We start from the raw sequence: 21,148 nt of genomic DNA on the forward strand, positions 1-21,148 counted from the left end.
CCGGTCCGCCTGTTCAGCGGCGGCGTCGGCGAGGCCTGGTGCCGCCGCCGGATACGGCCGTGGCGATCATGCGCCACCCGACCAGGGTGATGAGATTGAGGCTCGTGGCCACGATCATGAAGCTCACGGGCACCTGTCCCGGCTCGCCTCCGGCACCCGTGATGCCGCGGATGACGAGGCCGATGAGGATGGTGATCGCCCAGACTCCTGTTCCCGTGGCCAAGGGCGCGATCGGACGGTCCCAGACAGCTGCGAGCAGCCAGGCGATGCCGAGTCCGACCAGGAACGGCCACGCTGTGGTCAGCAGCCCCTGGGGATCGAAATTATGAGAATGTGTGTAATGACCGATGATGGTGAAGAGGACGACCAGGACGAGGTCGACGATCAACGCGATCGGGAGATGAGATTTCTTCGTTGCCACGTCCCCGAGTCTAAACGTTAGAGGGAGTTCAGATGCTCAGTGTCCACCGCGTGATGGGGTCCGAGACCGAGTTCGGGCTGAGCCAGCCGGGCAATCCGGGCGCGAACCCGATGCGTGACTCGGCGCGTGTCGTCGACGCCTATGCGGGACAGCGCGGGCTGAAGTCGTCCCAGAACTTCTGGGACTTCGCCACGGAATCCCCTCTGGCCGACGCCCGCGGATTCTTCATGAACGTCGCCGACGCCGATATCTCCCAGCTCACCCACATGCCCCAAGAATCGGTGGAAGCACAGTACCTGGCCAACGTGGTGACTGAGAACGGTGCTCGCTACTACGTGGACCATGCTCACCCCGAATACTCCTCGCCGGAGGTGCTGACTCCGCGCGATCTCGTCACCTACGATCGGGCCGGAGACCTCGTGGCCCTGGCCTCGGTGCGCACTCTCGCGGCCACAGACGAACCCGTGAACCTCTACAAGAACAACACCGACTCGAAGGGTTCGTCCTACGGCACCCACGAGAACTACCTCGTCGACCGGGCAGTGGACTTCGACGACCTCGTCGTGGGCCTGATTCCCTTCTTCGTCAGCAGGCAGATTCTCTGCGGATCCGGTCGTGTGGGCATCGGGCGCGAAGGCGAGACCGCAGGGTTCCAGATCTCATCTCGTGCCGACTTCTTCGAAGCCGAAGTGGGGTTGGAGACCACCCTGCGCAGGCCGATTGTGAATACGCGCGATGAACCCCACGCCGATCCGGCCAAATACCGTCGACTGCACGTCATCATCGGTGATGCCACGATGGCCGAACCCGCCACCCTGGTCAGGTTCGGATCCACCTCGCTTGTCCTCGGACTCATCGAAGCCGGACTCGCCCCCACTCTCGAACTCGCCGACCCGATGCAGGCACTGTGGGATGTCAGCCATGACCTCGAACTCAGCACCAAGCTGCCCATGTCCGACGGCACAACGATGACAGCCCTCGAGATCCAGAACGCGTACCTCTCCGCCTGCCTCGAACACGCTGGTGATGACGCCGACACCAGCGAGGTCCTCGCTGAATGGAAACGACTCTTAGATGGTCTGAGCACAGACCCGCGCAGCCTCTCGGATTCCATCGACTGGGTTGCGAAATGGGTGCTGCTCGAAGGCTACCGGCAGAAGGAGAACCTCGACTGGGATCACCCGAAGCTGGCTCTCATCGACGTTCAGTACCACGATGTGCGGCCGGAGAAGGGTCTGTTCTACAAGCTCGAGAAGGCCGGGCGGATCCGACGCCTGACGACCGATGATGAGGTGGAGAAGGCGGTGACTTCAGCACCCGACGGGACTCGCGCTTACCTCAGATCCCTGGCCGTGACCCGATTCTCGCAATCGCTGGTCGCAGCGAGTTGGGACTCGCTCGTCCTCGACGCCGGAGACTACGGGATCGTGCGTCTGCCGATGAGCGAACCGCTGAAGGGCACCCGCGAACTCCTGGCCGAGCGACTGGCCGAAGTGCCCGATGCGCAGGCACTGCTGCAGGCGCTGGGAGTGGATAGACTGAAAACGACGAACGATGAAAGAGGTGCGAAATGAGTTCGCAGGAACAGGTGCAGAAGGATCATTCGGCCGGCGGGGGAGAAGCACCCGTCGATCCGCCGGAGGCCGTGCAGGGACAGATCAACACCCAGAACGTGGATTCGATCCTCGACGAGATCGACGGAGTCCTCGAAACGAATGCAGAGGAGTTCGTGCGCAACTTCGTCCAGAAGGGCGGCCAATGAGATGTCGGGGTTCTCTCCTGCATTTCTGAGCTCGACGAGCAACTCGTTCGTCGAATTCGCCCGTGCCGTGGCCCCAGAGGCGCTGCCGACCACGGCCGGGCATGATCTGGGACATCAGGTCCCTGAGGGCACGACCATCATCTGCTTCCGCACCGCCGCGGGAATCCTCATGGCCGGTGACCGGCGCGCGACGATCGGAAGCATGATCGCCTCCCACTCCATGGAGAAGGTGCGCCCGGCCGATGACTTCTCGGTCATCGGCATCGCCGGGACTGCCGGACTTGCCCTCGACCTCATCCGCCTCTACCAACTCGAACTCGAACACTACGAGAAGATCGAAGGCGCCCGCCTGTCCTTGGCCGGCAAGGCGAACCGATTGGCATCGATGCTGCGCGGCAACCTCAGCCTGGCCATGCAGGGACTGTCCGTGGTTCCGCTCTTCGCTGGAGTCGACGAGGCCACTCCTGCCGGACAGATCTTCAGCTTCGACGTCACCGGCGGCAAATACGAAGAGCACCGATTCCATTCGATCGGCTCCGGATCCGGCTACGCTCGCGGGGCGCTGAAGAAGCTGTGGCAGCCCGGTCTCGAATTCGACGCGGCGATCTCGGTCGCCGTTGAAGCACTCTTCGATGCCTCCGACGACGATTCCGCCACCGGCGGCCCCGACTTCGTCAGACAGATCGCCCCGACCATCTTCACCGTCGACCTGGAAAACGGCGTCGTCGAGGTCCCCTCCGCCGACGTGATGTCGGTTGCCGCCGAGGTCGTAGACCGTCGGACCAGGAAGGCCCAGTCATGAGCCAGGCACCGTTCTACGTCTCACCGGAACAGCTGATGAAGGACCGGGCCGACTTCGCCCGCAAGGGCATCGCCCGAGGACGGTCCGTGGTGGTTCTGCGCTACGACGAAGGCATCCTCCTGCTCGCGGAGAACCCCTCACCGACGCTGCATAAGATCGCCGAGATCTACGACCGCATCGGCTTCGCTGCCGTGGGGAAGTACAACGAATTCGAGACGATGCGCCAAGCCGGGGTGCGCTACGCCGACCTGCGCGGATACTCCTACCACCGCAGCGATGTCACCGCTCGGGGCCTGACGAACGCCTACGCACAGACCCTGGCCGGGGTCTTCACCACAGAGTCGAAGCCCTTCGAAGTCGAACTCGTCGTCGCCGAACTCGGCCTGACCGCCGACACAGATCAGCTCTACCGCCTCAGCTACGACGGCTCGGTGATGGATGAGACCGAGCACGTGGCCATCGGCGGGCAGGCCGATGCGATCACCGCAACACTGAAGGACCTGAGGACCTCGGTGATGCCGCTGAGCGAGGTCTTCGACCATGGTGTTCGCGCACTCGCCATCGCCACCTCTGGGACCTTGGCGACCAAGGATCTCGAAGCAGCGGTGCTTGATCGCAACGCCAGCGGACACCGCACATTCAAACGACTCAGCGACGCCCTGATGGTCTCGCTGCGGGAAGACGAGGACTGATGGCCAGAATCTACGGCCTCGAAACCGAATACGGTCTCGCTCACTCGGCAGGAGAGGGCGATCGACGGATCGGCCCGGAGGAGATCGCACGCTACCTGTTCCGACCCGTTGTCGAGTGGGGACGCTCCTCGAACGTGTTCCTGCCCAACGGTTCGCGGCTCTACCTTGATGTGGGATCCCATCCCGAATACGCCACCGCGGAATGCGACAAGCTCAGCGACCTCCTCACCCAGGACCGGGCAGGGGAGTCACTGATGATCGATCTGCTGAATCAGGCCCAGGCGAGTATCGAAGCAGATGGCCTCGGCGGCAGAATCCACATGGTCAAGAACAATACGGACGCGGCCGGGAACTCGTACGGCTCGCACGAGAACTTCCTCATCCGCCGCAACCTCGATTTCAACCGTCTCACCACGGTGCTGTTGCCGTTCCTCGTGTCCAGGCAGCTGTTGGTGGGGGCCGGGGCCATCATTCCCGCACAGTCCTCGTTCCAACCCGATGTCGAGGCCAACCAGTCGGAGATGATGTTCGGACTCTCGGCACGTTCGGATGTGATGTGGGAGGGACTGTCCTCGGCCACAACCCGATCACGCCCGATCATCAACGCCCGGGACGAGCCCCATGCCGACGCGGAGAAGTACCGCCGGCTGCACGTCATCGTCGGTGACTCCTCGATGTCGACAGCCACCTCGGCGCTCAAGATCGGGTCCGCCGTGCTCATGCTCGACCTCATCGAACAGGGAGCACGGATCCCCGAACACGGCCTGCGCCACCCCGTCCGCGACATCCGTCTCGTCGCCAGGGACCTCACGGGCTCGGTCAAACTCGAACGCACCGACGGGACGACGATCACCCCGCTGAATCTGCTCGCCGACTATCGAGACCGTGCTCGAGTCATCGTCGACAACGGCGACCACAGCCTCGGCGACGATGGCATGGCCGAATACGTCATCGACCTGTGGACCAGAATGCTTGAGGCGGTCGAGTCTCAGGACTTCTCCGCCGTTGACCACGAGATCGATTGGGTGATGAAGAAGACCCTCATCGATCGAGCCCTGGCCCGGGGCATCGATGACGTCACGGATGCCCGCATCTCCCGCCTCGACATCGCCTATCACGACATCACTCCCGAGACCGGCCTGTTTCCGAAGCTGGAGCGGACAGGGATGGCGAAGAACCTGGTCTCCGCCGAGGCACGGGAGAAGGCGAAGGACATTCCGCCGACGAGCACACGAGCAGCGATCCGCGGCGAATTCGTCCGTGCCGCTCATGCCGCACGCCGAGACTACACGGTCGACTGGGTGCATCTGCGACTCAACGACGAATCCGGTCGGGCCGTGGCACTGAAGAACCCCTTCGAGCCCACACACCCACAGGCCGAAGCTCTCATCGCGGGCCTGTAAGATCTCAGTGATCTGGTCTTGAACGAAAGGAACCACGTGCGCACAAAAGTGCTCGCCGTCATCGCGGCCGCCACACTGCTGCTGTCCGCCTGCGGGCAGGGCGAGGAGGCGGAGGACACTGCAAGTGCCCCGGCTTCCGTCTCGGCCGAAGACGCGAAGTCGACCAGCCTCGACGACGTCACCGTCAAGGGCAAGGTCGGGGAGAAGCCGAAGGTCAGCTTCGAGGCACCCCTGGTCGTCGACAAGACCGGGAAGTCGGTCATCAGCGAAGGCAAGGGTGACAAGGTCGCCGACGGCGAACAGGTCACCGCGCAGATGACCCTGATCTCGGGCACGACCGGGAAACAGATCGAGTCGAGCTACGACTCGAAGTCACCGGCCGGGTTCCCCATGGACAAGAGCCAGATCTCCGAGGATCTGTACAACGCGCTTTTGGACGCGAAGGTCGGGTCGCGTGTGCTCATGTCGCTCAACGGCAGCGCACAGGAGGGTCAGCCCGCTGAGACGCTCGTCTACGTCATCGACATCGAGAAGACCACGAAGCCGCTGACTCGCGCCGAAGGCAAGAAGATCGACCAGTCGAAGAACCCCGTGACCGTCAAGTGGGCAGACAACGGTGAACCCTCGATCTCGAAGCCCAAGGGCAAGGCCCCGAAGGAACTCGAGTCGTACACCACGATCGAGGGCGAGGGACCGAAGGTCAAAGAGGGCCAGAACGTGGCCGTGCACTACTCCGGTTGGCTCTGGGACGACAATTCGAAGTACTTCGACTCGAGCTGGCAGGATGGTCGTGGACCCTTCGCCGTCGACCCAGTCGGTCAGGCTCAGGTCATCGACGGATGGAACGAAGGTCTCGTCGGTGCGAAGGTCGGCAGCCAGATCGTCCTCGTCATTCCGCCCGACAAAGGATATGGAGAGCAGGGCAGCCCGCCGAGCATTCCCGGCAACGCCACCCTCGTGTTCGTCATCGACGTCCTCTCCGCTCAGGGCTGAGACTCAGTTCGCGAAGAACTGGGTCCCTGAACACCACAGAACCACGACATAAGGAGACACCATGAGCAAGCAGAAACCAGTCGTCGAATTCCCCGGAACAGAGGCTCCGACCGAACTCGTCATCGTTGATGACATCATCGGTGACGGCGCCGAGGCGGCTCCCGGTCATACCGTGAGCGTGAACTACGTCGGCATCGCCCATTCAACCGGTGAAGAGTTCGACGCCTCCTACAACCGCGGGACCCCGCTCGAGTTCCGTCTCGGATCCGGCATGGTCATCTCCGGCTGGGATCAGGGAATCCAAGGCATGAAGGTCGGCGGTCGGCGTACGCTGCAGATCCCACCGCACCTGGCCTACGGCGATCAGGGTGCAGGCGGCGTCATCAAGCCCGGCGAATCACTGATCTTCGTCTGCGATCTCGAAGGCGTCCGCTGAGACACTGAAAACTGATGAGCTCTCCTCAGCCCTGGGGCTGAGGAGAGTGTGGCCGCCGCGGCTTCAGAGCTCGGCGGCCAGCCTGCCCGCCGCGGCGGCAGCGAGAAACGCTGCCGCATCGGCGGGCAGCTTTCGTCCCATCGTCGACAGAGCCACCGGTGAGGACTTGAGCCCGGACCACAGTCCCTCCAGGCTCACGTCGACCTGATTGTGCATGTGCAGCATCGGCAGCTGTGCCGCTGCGACCTCGGCCACGACGGCGGGGTCGGTGTCCATCTCTCGACGGTCCGCCTCGGCGAGGGTGGAGAAGTCCGGGACCGGAATCGTCATTCCGGGGCGGGCGATCTCTGCCAGAGAGGTCAGCGAATGGTGGGAGATGCCGAAGTGTCTGCCCCGAGCATCGGCATTGGACATCCGGAGGACACCTACCGGGGTCCCGCCCAGCAGGGCAGCGGCATTGAGGTGCTCGCCGGTGACCAGACCCGAATAGCCGTATTTGGTGCCGGTGCCCAGGTTCCCCGGACCCTGCGCGACGATGGTGATATCGGCGCCCAGAACATGTTTGGCGGCCAGCAGTCCGGTGTGAATGGTCACAGCTTCGAGATCGGCACCCCAGGATTGGCCGGTGCTGATCGTTCCGTGCAGCCAGCCGGCGTCCTTGAGCCCGGCGGCGGCTTGGGAGAAGCTGGCGGGCAGTGCCGCACCGTCGCTGAGGACATAGGCGATCCGTGCCTCGGGCCGCACCGTCCGGATGCCGGCGATGATGGCAGGCAGCGCCGAATGCAGGTCCGCAGCGAGCACCGGCATGTCGTGCAGCGTCTCTTCGCTGGCGAGGGTCTCGTGGTGCTCCGATTCCTGATCGTCGACGCCGAGGACCATCGTCTGCAGAGGGGAGTAGCGGTCCTTGACCAGATGCCCCGGCCCCTCCGGCGGGTCGGCCGGAAGCGCATCGGGCAGGGCGATGACGAGACCGAAACCACCGGTGCCCAGACGTTTGGTCAGAGCCGAGACGTTGAGCAGGACCGTGTCTCCGACCTGCGGATGCCCGATCGCCTCGGTGTACGCCACGGCCTTGATGTGTGTGATCGTCGTGCCTGGCAGCGCCTGGTCAATATCGGCCTCGACCTCTGTGTATCCTGGCCGGGTGGAGCGAATCGTGGTCACGGTTCCTCTGCGCCAATGAATCATGGTCCTAAGACTATCGCCCGCATTAGGTTACGGTGGAATTGTGAATGCACCCCGCGCCAGTCGACAGAGGCAGCAGACCGAGCGTCTGATGAACCTGCTGATCGCTCTGAGAGCCGCCCGCGGATGGGTCTCCAGGAAGACCCTGATGAGTGCCATCGACGGCTACGCAGGCCTTGACGACATCGCCTTCGACCGCAAGTTCTCCCGTGACAAGGAGCTGTTGCGGCATATGGGGATCACGATCGCCACCCGAGCCGAACACGATGCCTATTCGGATACCGGGGAGACGGGTTACCGGATCTCCGCCGATGACTATGCCATGGACGACGTTGAGCTCACCCCTGCCGAAGCGGCGGCGGTAGCCGTGGCGGCACAGTTCTGGTCCGATACCGAACTCGGCGAGTCCAGTTCTCAGGCCCTGACGAAGCTTCGTGCCCTTGGCATCGACCTCACCGAGGCAGGACCAGGTCGTGTCGAAGCCAACCAGGGTCCTGCCGCACGCAAGCTCGGCAGCGTGAACTTCGCCACCGCCCTCCACCACATCAACGCACGTGAGGCCATCAGCTTCAAATATCACAAACCAGGTCAGAGCCCCCGCAAGGTCAAGCTCGAACCCTATGCGCTGCTCAGCCGCGGTGACCGTGTCTACCTCCTCGGCCACGACATCGACCGTGGTGCTCAGCGCACCTTCCGGCTCTCCCGGGTCGAGGGCAAGCTGACGAAGCTCGGCGGCCGCGACCCCGGTGACTACGAGATTCCCGCTGACTTCGCACCCCACGTGGCCTTGAACTCGAGCACGGAGATGGCTGTCGTCGCCGAGGCGAAGCTGCGCATCCGTGCCCACCGTGCCGACCCGCTGGTCCGGCGACAGGTCCGCACCGAGGACGATGCCATCATCGTCGAATTCACCGATGCGGCCTCACTTGCCGCGGAGATCGTGAGCTTCGGAACAGCAGTCGTCGTGCTTGAGCCTGCGGAACTGGTCCAGGCTGTCGACGATCGTCGGCACACGGTCAGGGAGTCCCTCAAACGACTCGGAGGTCGCAATGTCCTCAGCGCGTGAACGACTCACCCGGCTGCTGAGCCTGGTGCCCTATCTCGATGCCCATCCGGGAGCAGATCTCGAGGAGACCGCCGGATATTTCAACATCGACTCGGACACCCTCATCGATGACCTGCAGCTCCTCTTCGTCACCGGTCGGCCCGGGCACATGCCCGATGATCTCATCGATGCCAGCTGGGAAGGCGGGAAGATCTACATCTCCAACGCCGAGGAGGTCTCCGTCCCGGTCCGCCTCAGTGCGGAGGAGGCAGGGGTTCTCGTCCTGGCTCTCGAACTCATCGATACGCTGCCGGGTCTCGACACTCAGGCAGTGCGGACGGCGGCAGAGAAACTCAGGCTGGCGGCGGGGGAGAACCTGCACACCCCGGTCGAGGTCAGTCCGATCCCCGCTGATGAGGAGCTCATGACCTTCCTTAAGCAGGCCATCGACGCCGAGGCCGCGGTCGAGATCGACTACTACGTCGCTTCCCGAGACGAACTCACTCGGCGGATCGTCGCCCCCAGCCGGCTCGTCCCCGGCGCAGACTGGTACCTGGATGCCTGGTGCTACAGCGCCCAGGCTCCGCGGCGCTTCGCCCTGAGCAGCATCCGCTCCTGGAACTCCGCTGTTCATCCTCCACTGGGCGTCGGCGATCAGCAGTCGAGTGCGCATGAGGTCACCATGACACTGGCCCCGGATGGAGCATGGCTCGCGGATGAACTCGAGTTGAGTGAGCGTGAATACTTCGCCAACGGTGAGCCAAGTGTGCGGATTCGATTCCTTGTGCACTCCGTCGACTGGTTGAGTCGTTTCCTGCTGTGCCATGCCGACGTCATCACCGACATCGACGACAGCGACGCGGTGGAAGCCGCGCTGCAGCGCCTGGGCTGAGCCCGGTCTTCGCGTTCCCGCCCTGCCGTGCGGCGAGGATGAAAGGCACAGCCACAGAGCGTAGAATCTTTCACAGCAGACAACAGTCAAGGAGTCCCCATGAAACCGAGTTTCGTGCAGATCGCGATCGTGATCCTCATCATCGTGATCATTTTCGGCGCACCCAAGCTGCCGGCGCTGGCCAGAAGCCTTGGTCAGTCGATGAAGATCTTCAAATCCGAGGTCAAGGATCTCCGTGATGACGACGAGCCCAAGAAGACGGAACCGGGCGAACTCAACCGCGAAGCGACCGAAAACGACACCTCGACAACCGCCGAGGCTGCTCGAAAGCCTGAGCAGCCTGCGAAGGAAAAGCAGGATCCGCAGTCTCACGAGAAGTGAAAGAGCACAACAACCGGCGTTCGGCTTCGGCACGTAGGAAGAATCCCGAACGGAAGATGCCCGTCGTCGGGCATCTCATCGAACTCCGCAACCGCAGCCTTGTCGCGGCGATCGCAATCGCCCTCGGAGCCGTCGCCGGATGGTTCCTCTACGACCCGGTCCTCGACATCCTGCAGGAGCCGATCCGCAGCATCCGAGCCTCGGGGGACCGGACCGCGGAGATCAACTTCGCCGGAGTCGCCTCCCCGTTCGACCTGAAGATCAAACTGTCGTTCTTCATCGGCATCTTCCTGTCCTGTCCGATCTGGCTCTACGAGGTCTGGGCGTTCATCGTTCCGGGGTTGACGAAGAAGGAGAAGCTGTACTCCGTCGGCTTCCTCGGCGCAGCCATTCCGCTGTTCCTCGCGGGCTCGACCATGGCCTTCTTCGCCCTTCCCAACGCCGTCAAAGCACTGACGTCCTTCACGCCGGCAGGCGGCACCAACATCATCCCCGCCCAGGACTACCTGAGCTTTGTGATGGTCATCATCGTGGTCTTCGGACTCGCATTCGTCCTGCCGGTACTCATGGTCGGACTCAACATGTTGGGTATCCTCTCAGCCGTCAGGATCCAGAAGTCCTGGCGGGTGATTGTGATGATCGTGTTCCTGTTCGCCGCCATCGCCACCCCCACCCCCGACGCCATGTCGATGTTCTTCCTGGTCATCCCGATGCTTACGCTGTTTGCTGTGGCATGGGTGATCTGCCTGTTCAGCGACCGGAGACGCAAGAGACGACTCATCGCCCAGGGCCTGTGGGTCGACCCCGACGAACCGATTGACTGAGAGAGCCATGACTGAATCCGAGAGCCCGATCCAATCCTCAGCCGAGACCGAGACGCTGAGCCCCTCGGTGGCCTATGCCGACTACAAGGACCGGACGAAGAAGGCCCAGACTCCTTTAGGGCGGTTCTCGGCCAGAATGGAATTCGAGCTCGACGACTTCCAGCTTGAGGCCTGCGCCCAACTGCAGGACGGCAAAGACGTCCTCGTGACCGCCCCCACCGGAGCGGGTAAGACTCTGATCGCGGAATTCGCTGTGGAGCTGGCCAGAGACGAAGGCAAACGGGTCTTCTACACGACCCCGATCAAGGCGCTGAGCAATCAGAAGTTCAATGACCTGATGGACGTCCACGGCGTGGAGAACGTCGGTCTGCTCACCGGCGACACCTCGATCCGGCGTGACGCGCCGATCATCGTCATGACCACCGAGGTCCTGCGCAACATGCTCTACAACGATGTCGCTGGGCTCTCTGATCTCGGTTTCGTCGTCCTCGACGAGGTTCACTACCTGGCCGACCGTTTCCGTGGTCCCGTGTGGGAAGAAGTGATCATCCATCTGCCGGACCGGGTGCAGATGGTGTCGCTGTCGGCAACGGTGTCCAACGTCGAGGAATTCGGTGCCTGGCTGAGCGAGGTACGCGGACCCACCACCGTCGTCTCCACCTCCCACCGGCCCGTGCCGCTGGTCAACCATGTCCTCGTCGGCCACCGCATGTACGATCTGTTCACCCACCACGACTCCGACCGAATCGATCCTGCGCTCAATCATGCGACTCGGACCCACGGCGGGCCCCGTTCCAAGCGTGAACGAGCCACTAGGGCCCGTTTCCGCAGGCCCAGCCGCACCCAGGTCGTGTCCTCTCTGGCAGAGGCCGGAATGCTGCCGGCGATCATGTTCATCTTCTCGCGCAATGCCTGTGACGAAGCGGTCGAACAGTATCTGAGCTCGGGCTTCGACCTGAACTCACGTGAAGAGAAGGTCATCGTCAACGCCGCACTCGAAAAGCTGCGCGATGAACTGGCCAGCGAGGATCTGGGCATCCTCGGGTTCCATTCGTTCCGCGAAGGTCTTCTCCTGGGAGTCGCCGCCCACCATGCGGGAATGATCCCGCAGTTCAAACAGCTCGTCGAGGAGCTGTTCTCCCAAGGAATCATCAAGGTCGTCTTCGCCACGGAGACCCTGGCATTGGGCATCAACATGCCTGCCCGCACCGTGGTTCTTGAGAAGCTGGTGAAGTTCAACGGAGAGGCCCACGTCTCGATCACGCCGGGGGAGTACACCCAGCTGACCGGACGCGCAGGGCGCCGCGGCATCGACCAGATCGGCCATGCCGTAGTCATCTGGCATCCCAGCTTCGAAGTCAACGAGATCGCTGGGCTGGCATCCAACCGCTCCTATGCACTCAATTCTGCGTTCGGACCCACCTACAACATGACAGCCAACCTGCTGTCCCGGATGAGCTCCGCCGAGGCTGCGAAGGTCCTGGAGACCTCGTTCGCACAATTCCAGGCGGACAAGGCCGTCGTGGGGTTGGCGAAGAAGGTGCGCAAGAACGAGGCCACGATCGCGGCCTATGAGAAGTCGATGAAGTGCGATCTGGGCGATTTCGCTGAGTACGCGCGATTGCGGCAGGCCATCAGCGATACCGAGAAGCAGGAGACTCGCACGAAGTCGAAGAATCGGCAGCGTGAGATCGTCGAGTCCCTGACCGCTCTCAAGATCGGCGATGTCGTCACCCTGCCGACGAAGCGAGTCGAAGGCGCAGCGGTCATCATCGCACCCATGAGCTCCCGGGATGGGGGTTCCAGACTGCCGACAGTGTTGACCGAACAGGGCAAAGTCTGGCACCTGCGGCCCCACGAGGTGACCGCGCCGCTGCCAGCCCAGGGTCGAGTTCGAGTGCCGAAGAAGTTCAACCACCGCCAGGCAGGGGACCGCCGGCAGCTGCTGGGCATCCTCAACGACGCCATCCACGAGGGTAAGGTCGATCACGAGGCACATTGGGAGTCCAAACCAGGTTCCCCGGGTGTGAGCTCGAGCGTGACGGAGATGACCGCGCAGCTGCGTGCCCATCCCTGTCATGACTGCCCCGACCGTGAGATGCACGCCAGGTGGGCCAACCGAGCGGCCAAACTGGTCAAGGAGAACGATTCGCTCATCGCTCGCATCGAAGGCAGGACGACCTCGATCGCCCTCGTCTTCGAACGTGTTCAGGATGTGCTGCGCACCCTCGGCTTCGATCCCGAGCAGTCCGATATGCTGCGCCGCATCTACGGGGAACGAGACCTGCTCGTGGCACTGACCATCCGAGCCGGGCTGTGGGACAACCTCGTCGAACCTGAACTCGCAGCATTCGCATCGTGCTTCGTCTTCCAGTCACGGCGCGCCGACACACTCCATTCGGAGCGCGCACCCAGCCGCGACCTCAAGGTCAACGGCGACGAAGCGGTGACGATGTGGCGCAAGCTCTTCCAATTGGAGGAGCAGCACGCGCTGTCGACGACTCAGGAACCCGACCGGGGCCTGTTCAAACCGATGTACCGCTGGACCGAAGGCAAGAACCTCGCCGATTCCCTGCGCGGCACCGACATCGCCGCTGGCGACTTCGTCCGGTGGGCCAAACAGAGCCTTGACCTCCTCGGTCAGGTCGCCGAGGTGGCCGAACCGGAGACCGCTGTGCGCATCCGGCGGACCATCGAAGCCATCCGTCGCGGAGTCGTCGCAGACTCCTGACAGTTGGTCTGCCAGGGGTGACAGCTGGTCTGCCTGCGGCAGTGACCGCCGGGCTCTCCCTAAAACGGGGTGGCCCGGCGACTGCTCAGCGCTTGACCTTCTTGACGATGTTCTCGATGTCGGAGCCGAATGCGCTCTCCGTGGTCAGGTAGGTCCATGTCGACGACGGACGTTTGAGCCCGTGCGAGGCCAGGTCGATACCCGTATCAGTGAACTCTGCCTCTTCGACAGTCGATGCGGAATCGTCGATGACATCGGACCAGAAGGTGGAGAACACGCGGATCGATTCCGTGTTGAATGCCTCGTGCGGCTTCTCACGGGCGAAGGTGCGCAGATGAATGCCCTCACGCAGGTCGTTGAGGAAGGCAAGGTGATCGACCCAACGTGCGTCGAGATGGAAGAGCATGACCTCGCGCAGCGTCTCATCGACGAGCTCCTGAGGATGGTCCTCCGCCAGGTTCTCGGCCACATCCCCGAGGCGGGTCTTGAGTTCGTCGATAGCCTCATCATCGACACGCAGCTCCCTGCGCCGGGCGAGGACGAGATCGCGCTGCTTGGCCATGAGTTCGTTGAACTTCCACGTGTCGCGATGCAATGCCGTGTTCTGACCTTCAGCGATACGCTGCGCGTGTTCGACGAGGCTCAGCGCGCGCTTGGACTCGATCCAACCGGTCTCATCTCCCTCGGAGACGAAGCGTTGGATCTCGGGCACACGAGTCAGCAGCTCGTCCTCGAGGCTGGTGAAGAACACCGAGGTTCCCGGGTCACCCTGACGACCTGCACGACCGCGCAGCTGGTCATCAAGTCGTGAGGACAGGTAGCGACCGGCGCCGATGACCAGCAGGCCACCGGCCTCGGCGACGCTGTCATCGGCCAGCCGAATGTCGGTGCCGCGTCCAGCCATCTGAGTTGAGACGGTGACGGCACCGGGGGCACCAGCGGCGGCGATGACCTCAGCCTCGAGCGAGTCATCCTTGGCGTTGAGGACCGTGACCTCGATGCCGCGTTCGACCAGTCGCTCGGCCAGGGATTCGCTCTCTGCCACCGATGAGGTGCCAATGAGCACCGGACGGTCCTTGGCATGGTTCTCAGCGACCTCCTCGACGATCGCGCGTTCCTTCGACTCCTGATAGGTGTAGAGGCGGTCGGGTTCGTCATTGCGGATGACAGGCAGGTGGGTGTCGACGGGAACGATCTCAAGGTTGTAGAACTCACGCAGGTCATCTCCGACTGCCAGCGCGGTGCCCGTCATTCCGCAGACCGTTTTGTAACCGTGGATGAGTTCTTCGACGGTCATCTGGTCGAGGATCTCTCCGCTTTCGGTGGTGCCGACGCCTTCCTTGGCCTCAACTGCGGCCTGGAGTCCGTCGGGCCAGCGCTGCAGCTCGGCGACGCGCCCGCGGGAGGCCGAGATGAGTTTCACCCTTCCGTCGACGACAAGGTAGTCGACATCGCGTTTGACCAGGGACTTCGCATACAGGGCGAGGTTGACTGCTGCGAGGTCGGACGCGTCTTCGTCGAAGAGCTCGACACCGAGTTCCGTCTCCACTCGGGTGATGCCTGCATCTGTGAGGGAAACAGCTTGGTGATCCGGGCTGATCTCGTAGTCGACGTCTGGCTCGAGTTTCTCGGCGAGTGCTGCGATCGCAGCGTTGGCATCTTCAACACTGGCCGAGCCGGCGAGGACGAGTGGGACACGCGCCTCGTCGATGAGCACGGAGTCGGCCTCATCGACGATGACGACATCGCGGTCCGGGACACGGATCTGGTCATCGTCGGTGACGAATCGGTCGCGGAGGACATCGAATCCGACCTCGGTGACGGAGGCGTAGAGAACCTCAGCGCCATAGGCCTCACGGCGTTCGGTCTCACTTTGGGTCCCGGAGATCGACGCCGACTTCACACCCAGGAGGTCGAAGAGCGGCTTCATCCAGGTACGGTCGCGGACTGCGAGGTAGTCGTTGACGCTGACGACGTGGACGCGACGTCCCTGCAGGGCGTATCCAGCGGCGGCGAGAGCACCGACGAGGGTCTTACCCTCACCGGTGGCCATCTGCACGATATTGGCCTTCAGGAGCCCGACGAGACCCTTGATCTGCGTGTCATAGGCACGTTCGTCCAGGGACCGTTCGGCAGCCTCACGGGCCAGCGCGCAGTAGCGGACGAGGTTGTCCTGGGTAGAACCTGAGGTGAAGATGTCGGCAGCTGCCTCGGTCAGGCCGCTGTCATCGAGCTCCGCGTATTCACGACTCGCGGCCGCCATATCGTCGGCGGCCTTGTCGAACCATCCCGTTGCTTTGTCGGCCTGGGCGCCGGGTCGGTTGAGCAGTCGTGAGAAGAAACCCATTATCGTCCTTTGTCGAGTGATGGTCGCAGTTGATTCTATCGTTCAGGCCATGGGCCAGGAGCCATCGACGACGGCTTCGGCGTTGCCTTTTCTGCGCAGCCAAGATTGCAGGTCAGCGGCCTGGTCGCGTTTCCATTCGCCTTGTGCGGCCATGATTTCGTCCCGGGTGAGCTGGGCAATTTCCTCTGAGCTCTGTGCCAACGCTCGGGAAATGTCCAGGGCGGCCAGCGCGTCTGCGGCGGCATCATGGGCATCAAGCAGAGAAACCTTCCACCGCTTGGCTGTCTCGGTCAGGGTCCTCTTGCCGCGGCGGAACTGCTCGACCTTTTTGTCCAGGACGAAGGTGTCGACGATCGTCGGCAGCAGGGCCGCGAGACCGATGTGGGGCTGGTGGCGTTTGACCTCGGCGGACATGACGCTGAGGTCGTAGACGATGTTGTGGCCCACGACCACGGCACCTTCCGCTTTGAGATCGGCGAGGACCGTGCAGAGCTCGGCAACCACCTCGGCGACCGGTGCTCCGTTGGCTTGGGCGAACTCGGTGGTGATTCCATGAACGGCCCGGGCCGGTTCGGGAATCTCGACTCCGGGATCGGCCAGCCAGGTCCGGGCGTTGTCGGCGGATTCGACGAAGGCCGCAGTCACGATGCGTGCAGTCGCCGGGTCGACGCCGGTCGTCTCGAGGTCGAAGCCGACGAGTCGCGACTGTGACCAGGCCTCGGCCGAGACCGATCCCGGACTCTGCGAGGCGCGAGACTTCGCAGGAGAGACTGAGGCGGCTGCGGATCCTGATGCGGGCCCGGACCCTGCCCCTGCGGCTGTCGTGCTGGTAGGCACCGGCGCCGGCTGTGTGGTTCCGCTCTGGTCGTTGCCTCGGCCGGCATCGCCGAGTGCGGCGATGAGGTTGTCGACAGAACGACGAATGTTCTGGCCGTGGGCCGCAGCCTCAACCGCAGTACGATCGCATTCGCCGGGGACCGATTCGAGATCGAGCCCATGGGCGACATCGGTCAGACAGCGCATGACCTCGATGGTCTTATGCAGCGTCTCCTCTTCCTCGATGAGGGTGGCGGCTCGTTTGGGGCTGAGACCTCCGGTCTTCACCCCGGCCTTGGCTGCCTTGATGATCGATTCGAGAGAACCGAAGTTCGCCAGCAGCGTCGCTGCGGTCTTCTCTCCGATCCCCGGTGCTCCCGGCAATCCGTCCGAGGGGTCTCCGCGCATCGCGGCGAGCTCACGGTACCTGGTGCCATCGGGGACTCCGTAGGCCTCGGGCAGGTCGGCCTGGGAGATGGCCTCCCACTCTCCGCCCTTGCGGGGACGCAGCACGCTCACATCGGAGGCAGCATCGATGAGGGCAAGCAGATCACGGTCGGGGGAGACGATGACCACGGGTGTCTGCGACTGGGCGGCCATGGTCGCGATCACGTCGTCGGCTTCGGTGCCGTCAACCTCGGCGATGGGGATGCCTGCGGCACGGAGGACATCGGTCATGATCGGCAGCTGCGCGTCCAATTCGGGTGGGATCTCCGTGCCTGCCTCGGCGTCCTTGACTCGGGCGGCCTTGTACTCGGGCATGATCGCGGTGCGGAATGCCGGGCGCCAGTCGGCGTCCATGGTCGCCACGACTCGAGGGGAGTCGAAGCGACGGATCATCTGCGCAATCGCATCGAGAACGCCGCGCACGGCATTGACCGGCTGACCTTCGTCGTTGACGATCGAGTCGGGAACCGAATAGAAGGCACGGTAGTACAGGGCAGGCGTGTCAATCAGAACCAAGGGCTTCACACTCGATGACGATACCCGACACCCCTGACGCGAGTGCAACGTCGCCCACAGCAGAGGTGTAACCTGTCGGCTGTGACTATGTACTTTGGTGGAGATGTTTACAGCAGCGTCGACCCGTTTGCGACTGCCCTGGGCTCGAAGGACGGAAAGGTCTCGTTCATCGGCTCCGACGAAGCTGCGCTTGCAGCGGACCCCGATGCGATCAACCTCGACGGGGATTTCCTGACCCCAGGCTTCGTCCATGCAGGACTGGTTCTGGGTGGCGGTGATCCCGATGGGAATCGACTCGTCGAATCCGGATACACGCACGCGCACATCCTTGGCAGCGCCGAGGATGTGGAGGATTTCCAGGCTCGCGCACCGAAGGGCCTGCGGATCGTCGCCTACCCCGAGATCGGGTCCGACGACGCTGGCAGCGCCGACCAGGTCGAGGGCCGGGCGAGCATCGCCGCGGGCGACTTCCTCGGCCTCGACGAGATGCCCGAGACCGCGCTGTACATCCAGGTCGAGTCGAACCAGCGCCTGGGCGAGGTCCTTGACCGCGTGCGCGGACAGGCAGCACTGGCCCAGCGCAACGGCTATCGCCTGCTGTTGGATTTCAGTGTCGAAGAGGAGTTCGTCACTCCTTTGGGCTACTCCGGCATCGCGATCACTCTCGATCCGGCACAGCCCCAACCTCTGGCGCAGCTGCTCTCGGCAGGTGCTCAGGTGTCGTGGACCGACTCACAGGACTCCCCGTGGGCGACGGTGCGCTCGGCAGTCGTCGGGGAGAACGGAATCGGTGCACGCGCAGCATTCAACGCGGCCACCCGATTCGCTCACCGCGCCGCCGGCAATCCCGATGGGGGAGTCCTTGCCCCGGGCGCGGATGCGGATTTCGTGCGGTGGCAGGTGGAACGACTCGTCGTTCAGGTTGCAGACGCACGTGTGGCGGCGTGGAGCACAGACCCCCGCTCGGGTACTCCCGGACTGCCGGAGCTTTCCTCTGACGTTGCACTGCCGACCCGCATTCCGCTCGGCGAGGACGTCTAGAAGCAGCCGCTTGTGTGAGTCGAGTCACGACTCATCGAAGGCAAGACGACACGCCGAGGAAGATCTATTTTCATCATTCTGTCTTGCGTCTGACCTGGAGATTTGAACATAACCCCAGGTCAGAGCGATTTTGCAAAGACGCTGAGAGCCACTAGATTCGTTGCTGACATTCCACAGCAGCTGGGATGGAGCCGGCACCCCCGTCATTAGATAACTCGTTGCTCAACGTGGTCCGAAGGCGAGGGTGTCGGCTCATATTTTCTCTGCCGCGACGCGTATCGTAGTGGCCGTGGTTTCTAAGACTCTGGTCGTCATTCCGACCTACAACGAACGACTCGCTCTGCCCGTGACGCTGTCGGGGCTGTTTGAGAACCAGCCCGACGTCGATGTTCTCGTCGTCGACGACGGTTCACCTGACGGCACCGGCGAATGGGTAGATGAACAGGCGCGAACCGACCCACGCCTGCACGTCCTGCACCGCAGTGAGAAGTCCGGTTTGGGAATGGCCTACATCGCCGGGTTCGAATGGGCGCTGGAACGCGACTACGAGATCATCTGCGAATTCGACGCCGACGGATCCCACCGCCCCCTTGACCTCGGGCAGCTGCTGGCCGTCGCTCAGGCCGGGCACGCCGACCTCGTCATCGGCTCACGCTGGGTTCGCGGCGGGGCGATCGTGGATTGGCCACGCTCACGCTTCTTCCTCTCCCGCGGAGCCAATATCTACGTCAACGCGGTCATGGGCCTCGGCGTCAAAGACGCGACAGCAGGGTTCCGTGCGTATTCGCGAGAAGTACTGCAGAACCTCGATCTCTCCGAGGTGCAGTCTCAGGGCTACTGCTTCCAGATCGACATGACCTACCGCACCGTCGAAGCCGGATTCCGCGTGGCCGAGGTCCCCATCGTCTTCGTCGAACGCGAGCTGGGGGAGTCGAAGATGAGCGGATCGATCATCTCCGAGGCATTCACCAAGGTCGCCGGATGGGGACTGACCCGGCGCCGACGTCAGGCTCGGGGCCTGCTTGAGCGTCTGACAACACGCAGTCGAACTGCGTGAGGTGATTCCCGGCAGTTTCGGGACGATGAGTTTCGGGACGATGAGTTTCGGGACGATGAGTTTCGGGACGATGAAGGGCGGGGTGCAGGTCCGATGACCTGCACCCCGCCCTTTACGCTCGGATACGTTCGTGTGACTCAGTACAGAGGCGCTCAGGCCTGTGCTGGCACCTCTCCGCGACGAACGGCGAGTCGCTCATCGAGCAGAACCTGAAGTTCGTCGAAGGAGCGGCGCTCAAGCAACATGTCCCAGTGGGACCGCACATGCTTGCCCGGCTCCCCATCGGGTTCATTCACGCCGACACGAGTGCCGATGCCGTGGATGCCTGAGTCCCAGGTGGAGGGCACTTCGGCTTCGATCGAGAAGGGAACCTTGAACTTGGTTCCGTCTTCGCACTCGAATTCGACCATCTGGCGAGGTGCCGGTTCGACGCCCTCTTCCGTTTCCAGGCTGCGTGAGCCCAACTGTGTACCGCGGAGACTGCGTTCGCTCATATCTCTCTCACCTTCCGACTCGACTGCAGACGTCTCATACGAAGGAACAGTCTACCGTCTACGCCTATTCCCAGCAGTCAGGTCCACGCCGCGATCTCGCGCAGCCCCAGCAGGACATCATCCGTGACGATCCCATCGACGCCGAGGTCGAGGAGGGTGCGCATCTCGGCGACGTCGTTGATGGTCCACACATGGATCTGCAGGCCCGAGCGGTGAGCACGCGAAACGAAGTCCTCGGTGAGGACACGGAGGCCCTTGAACGACATCGGCACCTGCAGGGCATCGAGACCGGCCGGCAGCGGAGTCAGGCCGGAATCCGCGACTCCCGGCAGGGCGCCTAAGGCAAACAGGGCAGACTCGAACACTCCGGCCGAAGAACGGACCCCGGGCAGGGCCTCGCGCAGTCTGCGCAGAGTCGACGAGGAGAACGAGGCAAGCCGGATCCTCTCTCCAGCCTCGCGGCTGCGGATGGTGCGGATCATCGGTGCAATGGAGTGGGCGGCTTTGACATCGATGTTCCAGGCGAGGTCCGGAAGCTCCTCCAGAAGCGTGGTCAGGCGAGGCAGATGCCCGCCTGCGATGAGTTCGATGGAATCGAGTTCGGCGGCCTTGAGATCGCGGATGCGGTGGGGGCGACCTGCGATGCGATCCAGATCGGCATCATGGGCGGCGAACACGACTCCGTCGGCAGACGCATGGACATCGGTCTCCATCCACCGCACGCCGGCCTGATGCGCGGACGCGAACGCCTCGAGGGTGTTCTCACTCATACCGGGCCACTGCCCGCCTCTGTGGGCGATGATCTCTGCCTGAGAATTCATGGTCCAATCCTATGTTGCTGTTGACCTGACGAGCAGGGTCGA

Annotated in this window: 20 protein-coding genes; 14 read left to right on the plus strand and 6 right to left on the minus strand. The window is 63.2% G+C overall.

Features of this window, described 5'->3' with window-relative positions:
• Positions 1–13: 13 nt before the first annotated feature.
• The gene (locus BAUR9175_RS10220) at positions 14–421 is read right to left on the minus strand and encodes a DUF3054 domain-containing protein (protein WP_069600207.1); all 408 of its coding nucleotides are present in this window, start codon (positions 419–421) and stop codon (positions 14–16) included.
• Between the two features lie 32 nt (positions 422–453).
• Between BAUR9175_RS10220 and dop the strand changes: the two genes are divergently transcribed.
• From dop to BAUR9175_RS10255, 7 genes are all read left to right on the plus strand, one after another.
• Positions 454–1,995 (plus strand): depupylase/deamidase Dop, encoded by a 1,542-nt coding sequence (gene dop / locus BAUR9175_RS10225; RefSeq protein WP_069600206.1) that lies wholly within the window; start codon positions 454–456, stop codon positions 1,993–1,995.
• Positions 1,992–2,183, plus strand: a complete 192-nt coding sequence (locus BAUR9175_RS10230) for a ubiquitin-like protein Pup (RefSeq protein ID WP_009881295.1) — start codon at positions 1,992–1,994, stop codon at positions 2,181–2,183. The genes dop and BAUR9175_RS10230 overlap by 4 nt, the downstream gene beginning before the upstream one ends.
• Before the next feature lies 1 nt (position 2,184).
• Positions 2,185–2,985, plus strand: a complete 801-nt coding sequence (gene prcB, locus BAUR9175_RS10235; protein WP_180957319.1) for a proteasome subunit beta — start codon at positions 2,185–2,187, stop codon at positions 2,983–2,985.
• Positions 2,982–3,677 (plus strand): proteasome subunit alpha, encoded by a 696-nt coding sequence (gene prcA, locus BAUR9175_RS10240; protein WP_096161967.1) that lies wholly within the window; start codon positions 2,982–2,984, stop codon positions 3,675–3,677. The genes prcB and prcA overlap by 4 nt, the downstream gene beginning before the upstream one ends.
• Positions 3,677–5,080, plus strand: a complete 1,404-nt coding sequence (pafA, locus tag BAUR9175_RS10245) for a Pup--protein ligase (RefSeq protein WP_096161968.1) — start codon at positions 3,677–3,679, stop codon at positions 5,078–5,080. The genes prcA and pafA overlap by 1 nt, the downstream gene beginning before the upstream one ends.
• A 36-nt stretch (positions 5,081–5,116) precedes the next feature.
• Positions 5,117–6,073 carry an FKBP-type peptidyl-prolyl cis-trans isomerase gene (locus tag BAUR9175_RS10250; RefSeq protein WP_236850408.1) on the plus strand — a complete coding sequence of 319 codons (957 nt, stop codon included), beginning with the start codon at positions 5,117–5,119 and terminating at the stop codon, positions 6,071–6,073.
• 61 nt (positions 6,074–6,134) lie between these two features.
• Positions 6,135–6,509: an FKBP-type peptidyl-prolyl cis-trans isomerase gene (locus BAUR9175_RS10255; RefSeq protein WP_009881290.1), complete on the plus strand. Its 375-nt coding sequence runs from the start codon at positions 6,135–6,137 to the stop codon at positions 6,507–6,509.
• Positions 6,510–6,572: 63 nt separating this feature from the next.
• Here BAUR9175_RS10255 and BAUR9175_RS10260 read toward each other — a convergent pair whose 3' ends face one another.
• Positions 6,573–7,697, minus strand: coding sequence for a DUF3866 family protein (locus BAUR9175_RS10260; RefSeq protein WP_029416450.1), 1,125 nt, complete (start codon positions 7,695–7,697; stop codon positions 6,573–6,575).
• Between the two features lie 40 nt (positions 7,698–7,737).
• On the opposite strand from BAUR9175_RS10260, the gene BAUR9175_RS10265 reads away from it, so the two are divergent.
• From BAUR9175_RS10265 to BAUR9175_RS10285, 5 genes are all read left to right on the plus strand, one after another.
• A complete protein-coding gene (locus tag BAUR9175_RS10265) occupies positions 7,738–8,760 on the plus strand; it encodes a helix-turn-helix transcriptional regulator (protein ID WP_236850405.1) in 1,023 nt (340 codons plus the stop codon).
• Positions 8,744–9,631, plus strand: a complete 888-nt coding sequence (locus BAUR9175_RS10270; RefSeq protein WP_009881287.1) for a WYL domain-containing transcriptional regulator — start codon at positions 8,744–8,746, stop codon at positions 9,629–9,631. Before BAUR9175_RS10265 ends, BAUR9175_RS10270 begins: the two co-directional genes overlap by 17 nt.
• A 99-nt stretch (positions 9,632–9,730) precedes the next feature.
• Positions 9,731–10,012: a Sec-independent protein translocase subunit TatA gene (gene tatA, locus BAUR9175_RS10275; protein ID WP_009881286.1), complete on the plus strand. Its 282-nt coding sequence runs from the start codon at positions 9,731–9,733 to the stop codon at positions 10,010–10,012.
• The gene (gene tatC, locus BAUR9175_RS10280) at positions 10,009–10,836 is read left to right on the plus strand and encodes a twin-arginine translocase subunit TatC (protein ID WP_307722867.1); all 828 of its coding nucleotides are present in this window, start codon (positions 10,009–10,011) and stop codon (positions 10,834–10,836) included. The genes tatA and tatC overlap by 4 nt, the downstream gene beginning before the upstream one ends.
• A gap of 7 nt (positions 10,837–10,843) precedes the next feature.
• A complete protein-coding gene (locus tag BAUR9175_RS10285; RefSeq protein ID WP_101583673.1) occupies positions 10,844–13,567 on the plus strand; it encodes a DEAD/DEAH box helicase in 2,724 nt (907 codons plus the stop codon).
• 85 nt (positions 13,568–13,652) lie between these two features.
• Here the strand turns inward: BAUR9175_RS10285 and secA2 are convergent, their stop codons facing one another.
• Positions 13,653–15,914 (minus strand): accessory Sec system translocase SecA2, encoded by a 2,262-nt coding sequence (secA2, locus tag BAUR9175_RS10290; protein WP_101583675.1) that lies wholly within the window; start codon positions 15,912–15,914, stop codon positions 13,653–13,655.
• 42 nt (positions 15,915–15,956) lie between these two features.
• The gene (locus BAUR9175_RS10295) at positions 15,957–17,702 is read right to left on the minus strand and encodes a 5'-3' exonuclease H3TH domain-containing protein (RefSeq protein WP_236850403.1); all 1,746 of its coding nucleotides are present in this window, start codon (positions 17,700–17,702) and stop codon (positions 15,957–15,959) included.
• Positions 17,703–17,780: 78 nt separating this feature from the next.
• On the opposite strand from BAUR9175_RS10295, the gene BAUR9175_RS10300 reads away from it, so the two are divergent.
• Together BAUR9175_RS10300 and BAUR9175_RS10305 are read left to right on the plus strand one after the other, a co-directional pair.
• Complete coding sequence (locus BAUR9175_RS10300; RefSeq protein ID WP_009881281.1) at positions 17,781–18,734, plus strand: hypothetical protein; 954 nt, start codon at positions 17,781–17,783, stop codon at positions 18,732–18,734.
• Positions 18,735–19,017: 283 nt separating this feature from the next.
• Positions 19,018–19,791 (plus strand): polyprenol monophosphomannose synthase, encoded by a 774-nt coding sequence (locus BAUR9175_RS10305; protein WP_009881280.1) that lies wholly within the window; start codon positions 19,018–19,020, stop codon positions 19,789–19,791.
• A 152-nt stretch (positions 19,792–19,943) separates the two neighbouring features.
• On the opposite strand, the gene BAUR9175_RS10310 is transcribed toward BAUR9175_RS10305, so the two are convergent.
• Complete coding sequence (locus tag BAUR9175_RS10310) at positions 19,944–20,285, minus strand: RNA polymerase-binding protein RbpA (protein ID WP_029417638.1); 342 nt, start codon at positions 20,283–20,285, stop codon at positions 19,944–19,946.
• Between the two features lie 77 nt (positions 20,286–20,362).
• The gene (locus tag BAUR9175_RS10315) at positions 20,363–21,106 is read right to left on the minus strand and encodes a glycerophosphodiester phosphodiesterase family protein (protein ID WP_009884891.1); all 744 of its coding nucleotides are present in this window, start codon (positions 21,104–21,106) and stop codon (positions 20,363–20,365) included.
• Between the last annotated feature and the right edge of the window lie 42 nt (positions 21,107–21,148).

Origin of the sequence: Brevibacterium aurantiacum, from assembly GCF_900169065.1 — a bacterium.
GTDB classification, from domain to species: domain Bacteria; phylum Actinomycetota; class Actinomycetes; order Actinomycetales; family Brevibacteriaceae; genus Brevibacterium; species Brevibacterium aurantiacum.

Bases quoted from the DNA above. Each gene is read 5' to 3' on its own strand.
- BAUR9175_RS10255 (WP_009881290.1), top strand. From the start codon at position 6,135: ATGAGCAAGCAGAAACCAGTCGTCGAATTCCCCGGAACAGAGGCTCCG.
- BAUR9175_RS10285 (WP_101583673.1), top strand. From the start codon at position 10,844: ATGACTGAATCCGAGAGCCCGATCCAATCCTCAGCCGAGACCGAGACG.
- BAUR9175_RS10270 (WP_009881287.1), top strand. From the start codon at position 8,744: ATGTCCTCAGCGCGTGAACGACTCACCCGGCTGCTGAGCCTGGTGCCC.
- BAUR9175_RS10310 (WP_029417638.1), bottom strand. From the start codon at position 20,285: ATGAGCGAACGCAGTCTCCGCGGTACACAGTTGGGCTCACGCAGCCTG.
- prcA (WP_096161967.1), top strand. From the start codon at position 2,982: ATGAGCCAGGCACCGTTCTACGTCTCACCGGAACAGCTGATGAAGGAC.
- tatA (WP_009881286.1), top strand. From the start codon at position 9,731: ATGAAACCGAGTTTCGTGCAGATCGCGATCGTGATCCTCATCATCGTG.
- secA2 (WP_101583675.1), bottom strand. From the start codon at position 15,914: ATGGGTTTCTTCTCACGACTGCTCAACCGACCCGGCGCCCAGGCCGAC.
- dop (WP_069600206.1), top strand. From the start codon at position 454: ATGCTCAGTGTCCACCGCGTGATGGGGTCCGAGACCGAGTTCGGGCTG.
- BAUR9175_RS10315 (WP_009884891.1), bottom strand. From the start codon at position 21,106: ATGAATTCTCAGGCAGAGATCATCGCCCACAGAGGCGGGCAGTGGCCC.
- BAUR9175_RS10260 (WP_029416450.1), bottom strand. From the start codon at position 7,697: ATGATTCATTGGCGCAGAGGAACCGTGACCACGATTCGCTCCACCCGG.
- pafA (WP_096161968.1), top strand. From the start codon at position 3,677: ATGGCCAGAATCTACGGCCTCGAAACCGAATACGGTCTCGCTCACTCG.
- prcB (WP_180957319.1), top strand. From the start codon at position 2,185: ATGTCGGGGTTCTCTCCTGCATTTCTGAGCTCGACGAGCAACTCGTTC.
- BAUR9175_RS10230 (WP_009881295.1), top strand. From the start codon at position 1,992: ATGAGTTCGCAGGAACAGGTGCAGAAGGATCATTCGGCCGGCGGGGGA.
- BAUR9175_RS10300 (WP_009881281.1), top strand. From the start codon at position 17,781: ATGTACTTTGGTGGAGATGTTTACAGCAGCGTCGACCCGTTTGCGACT.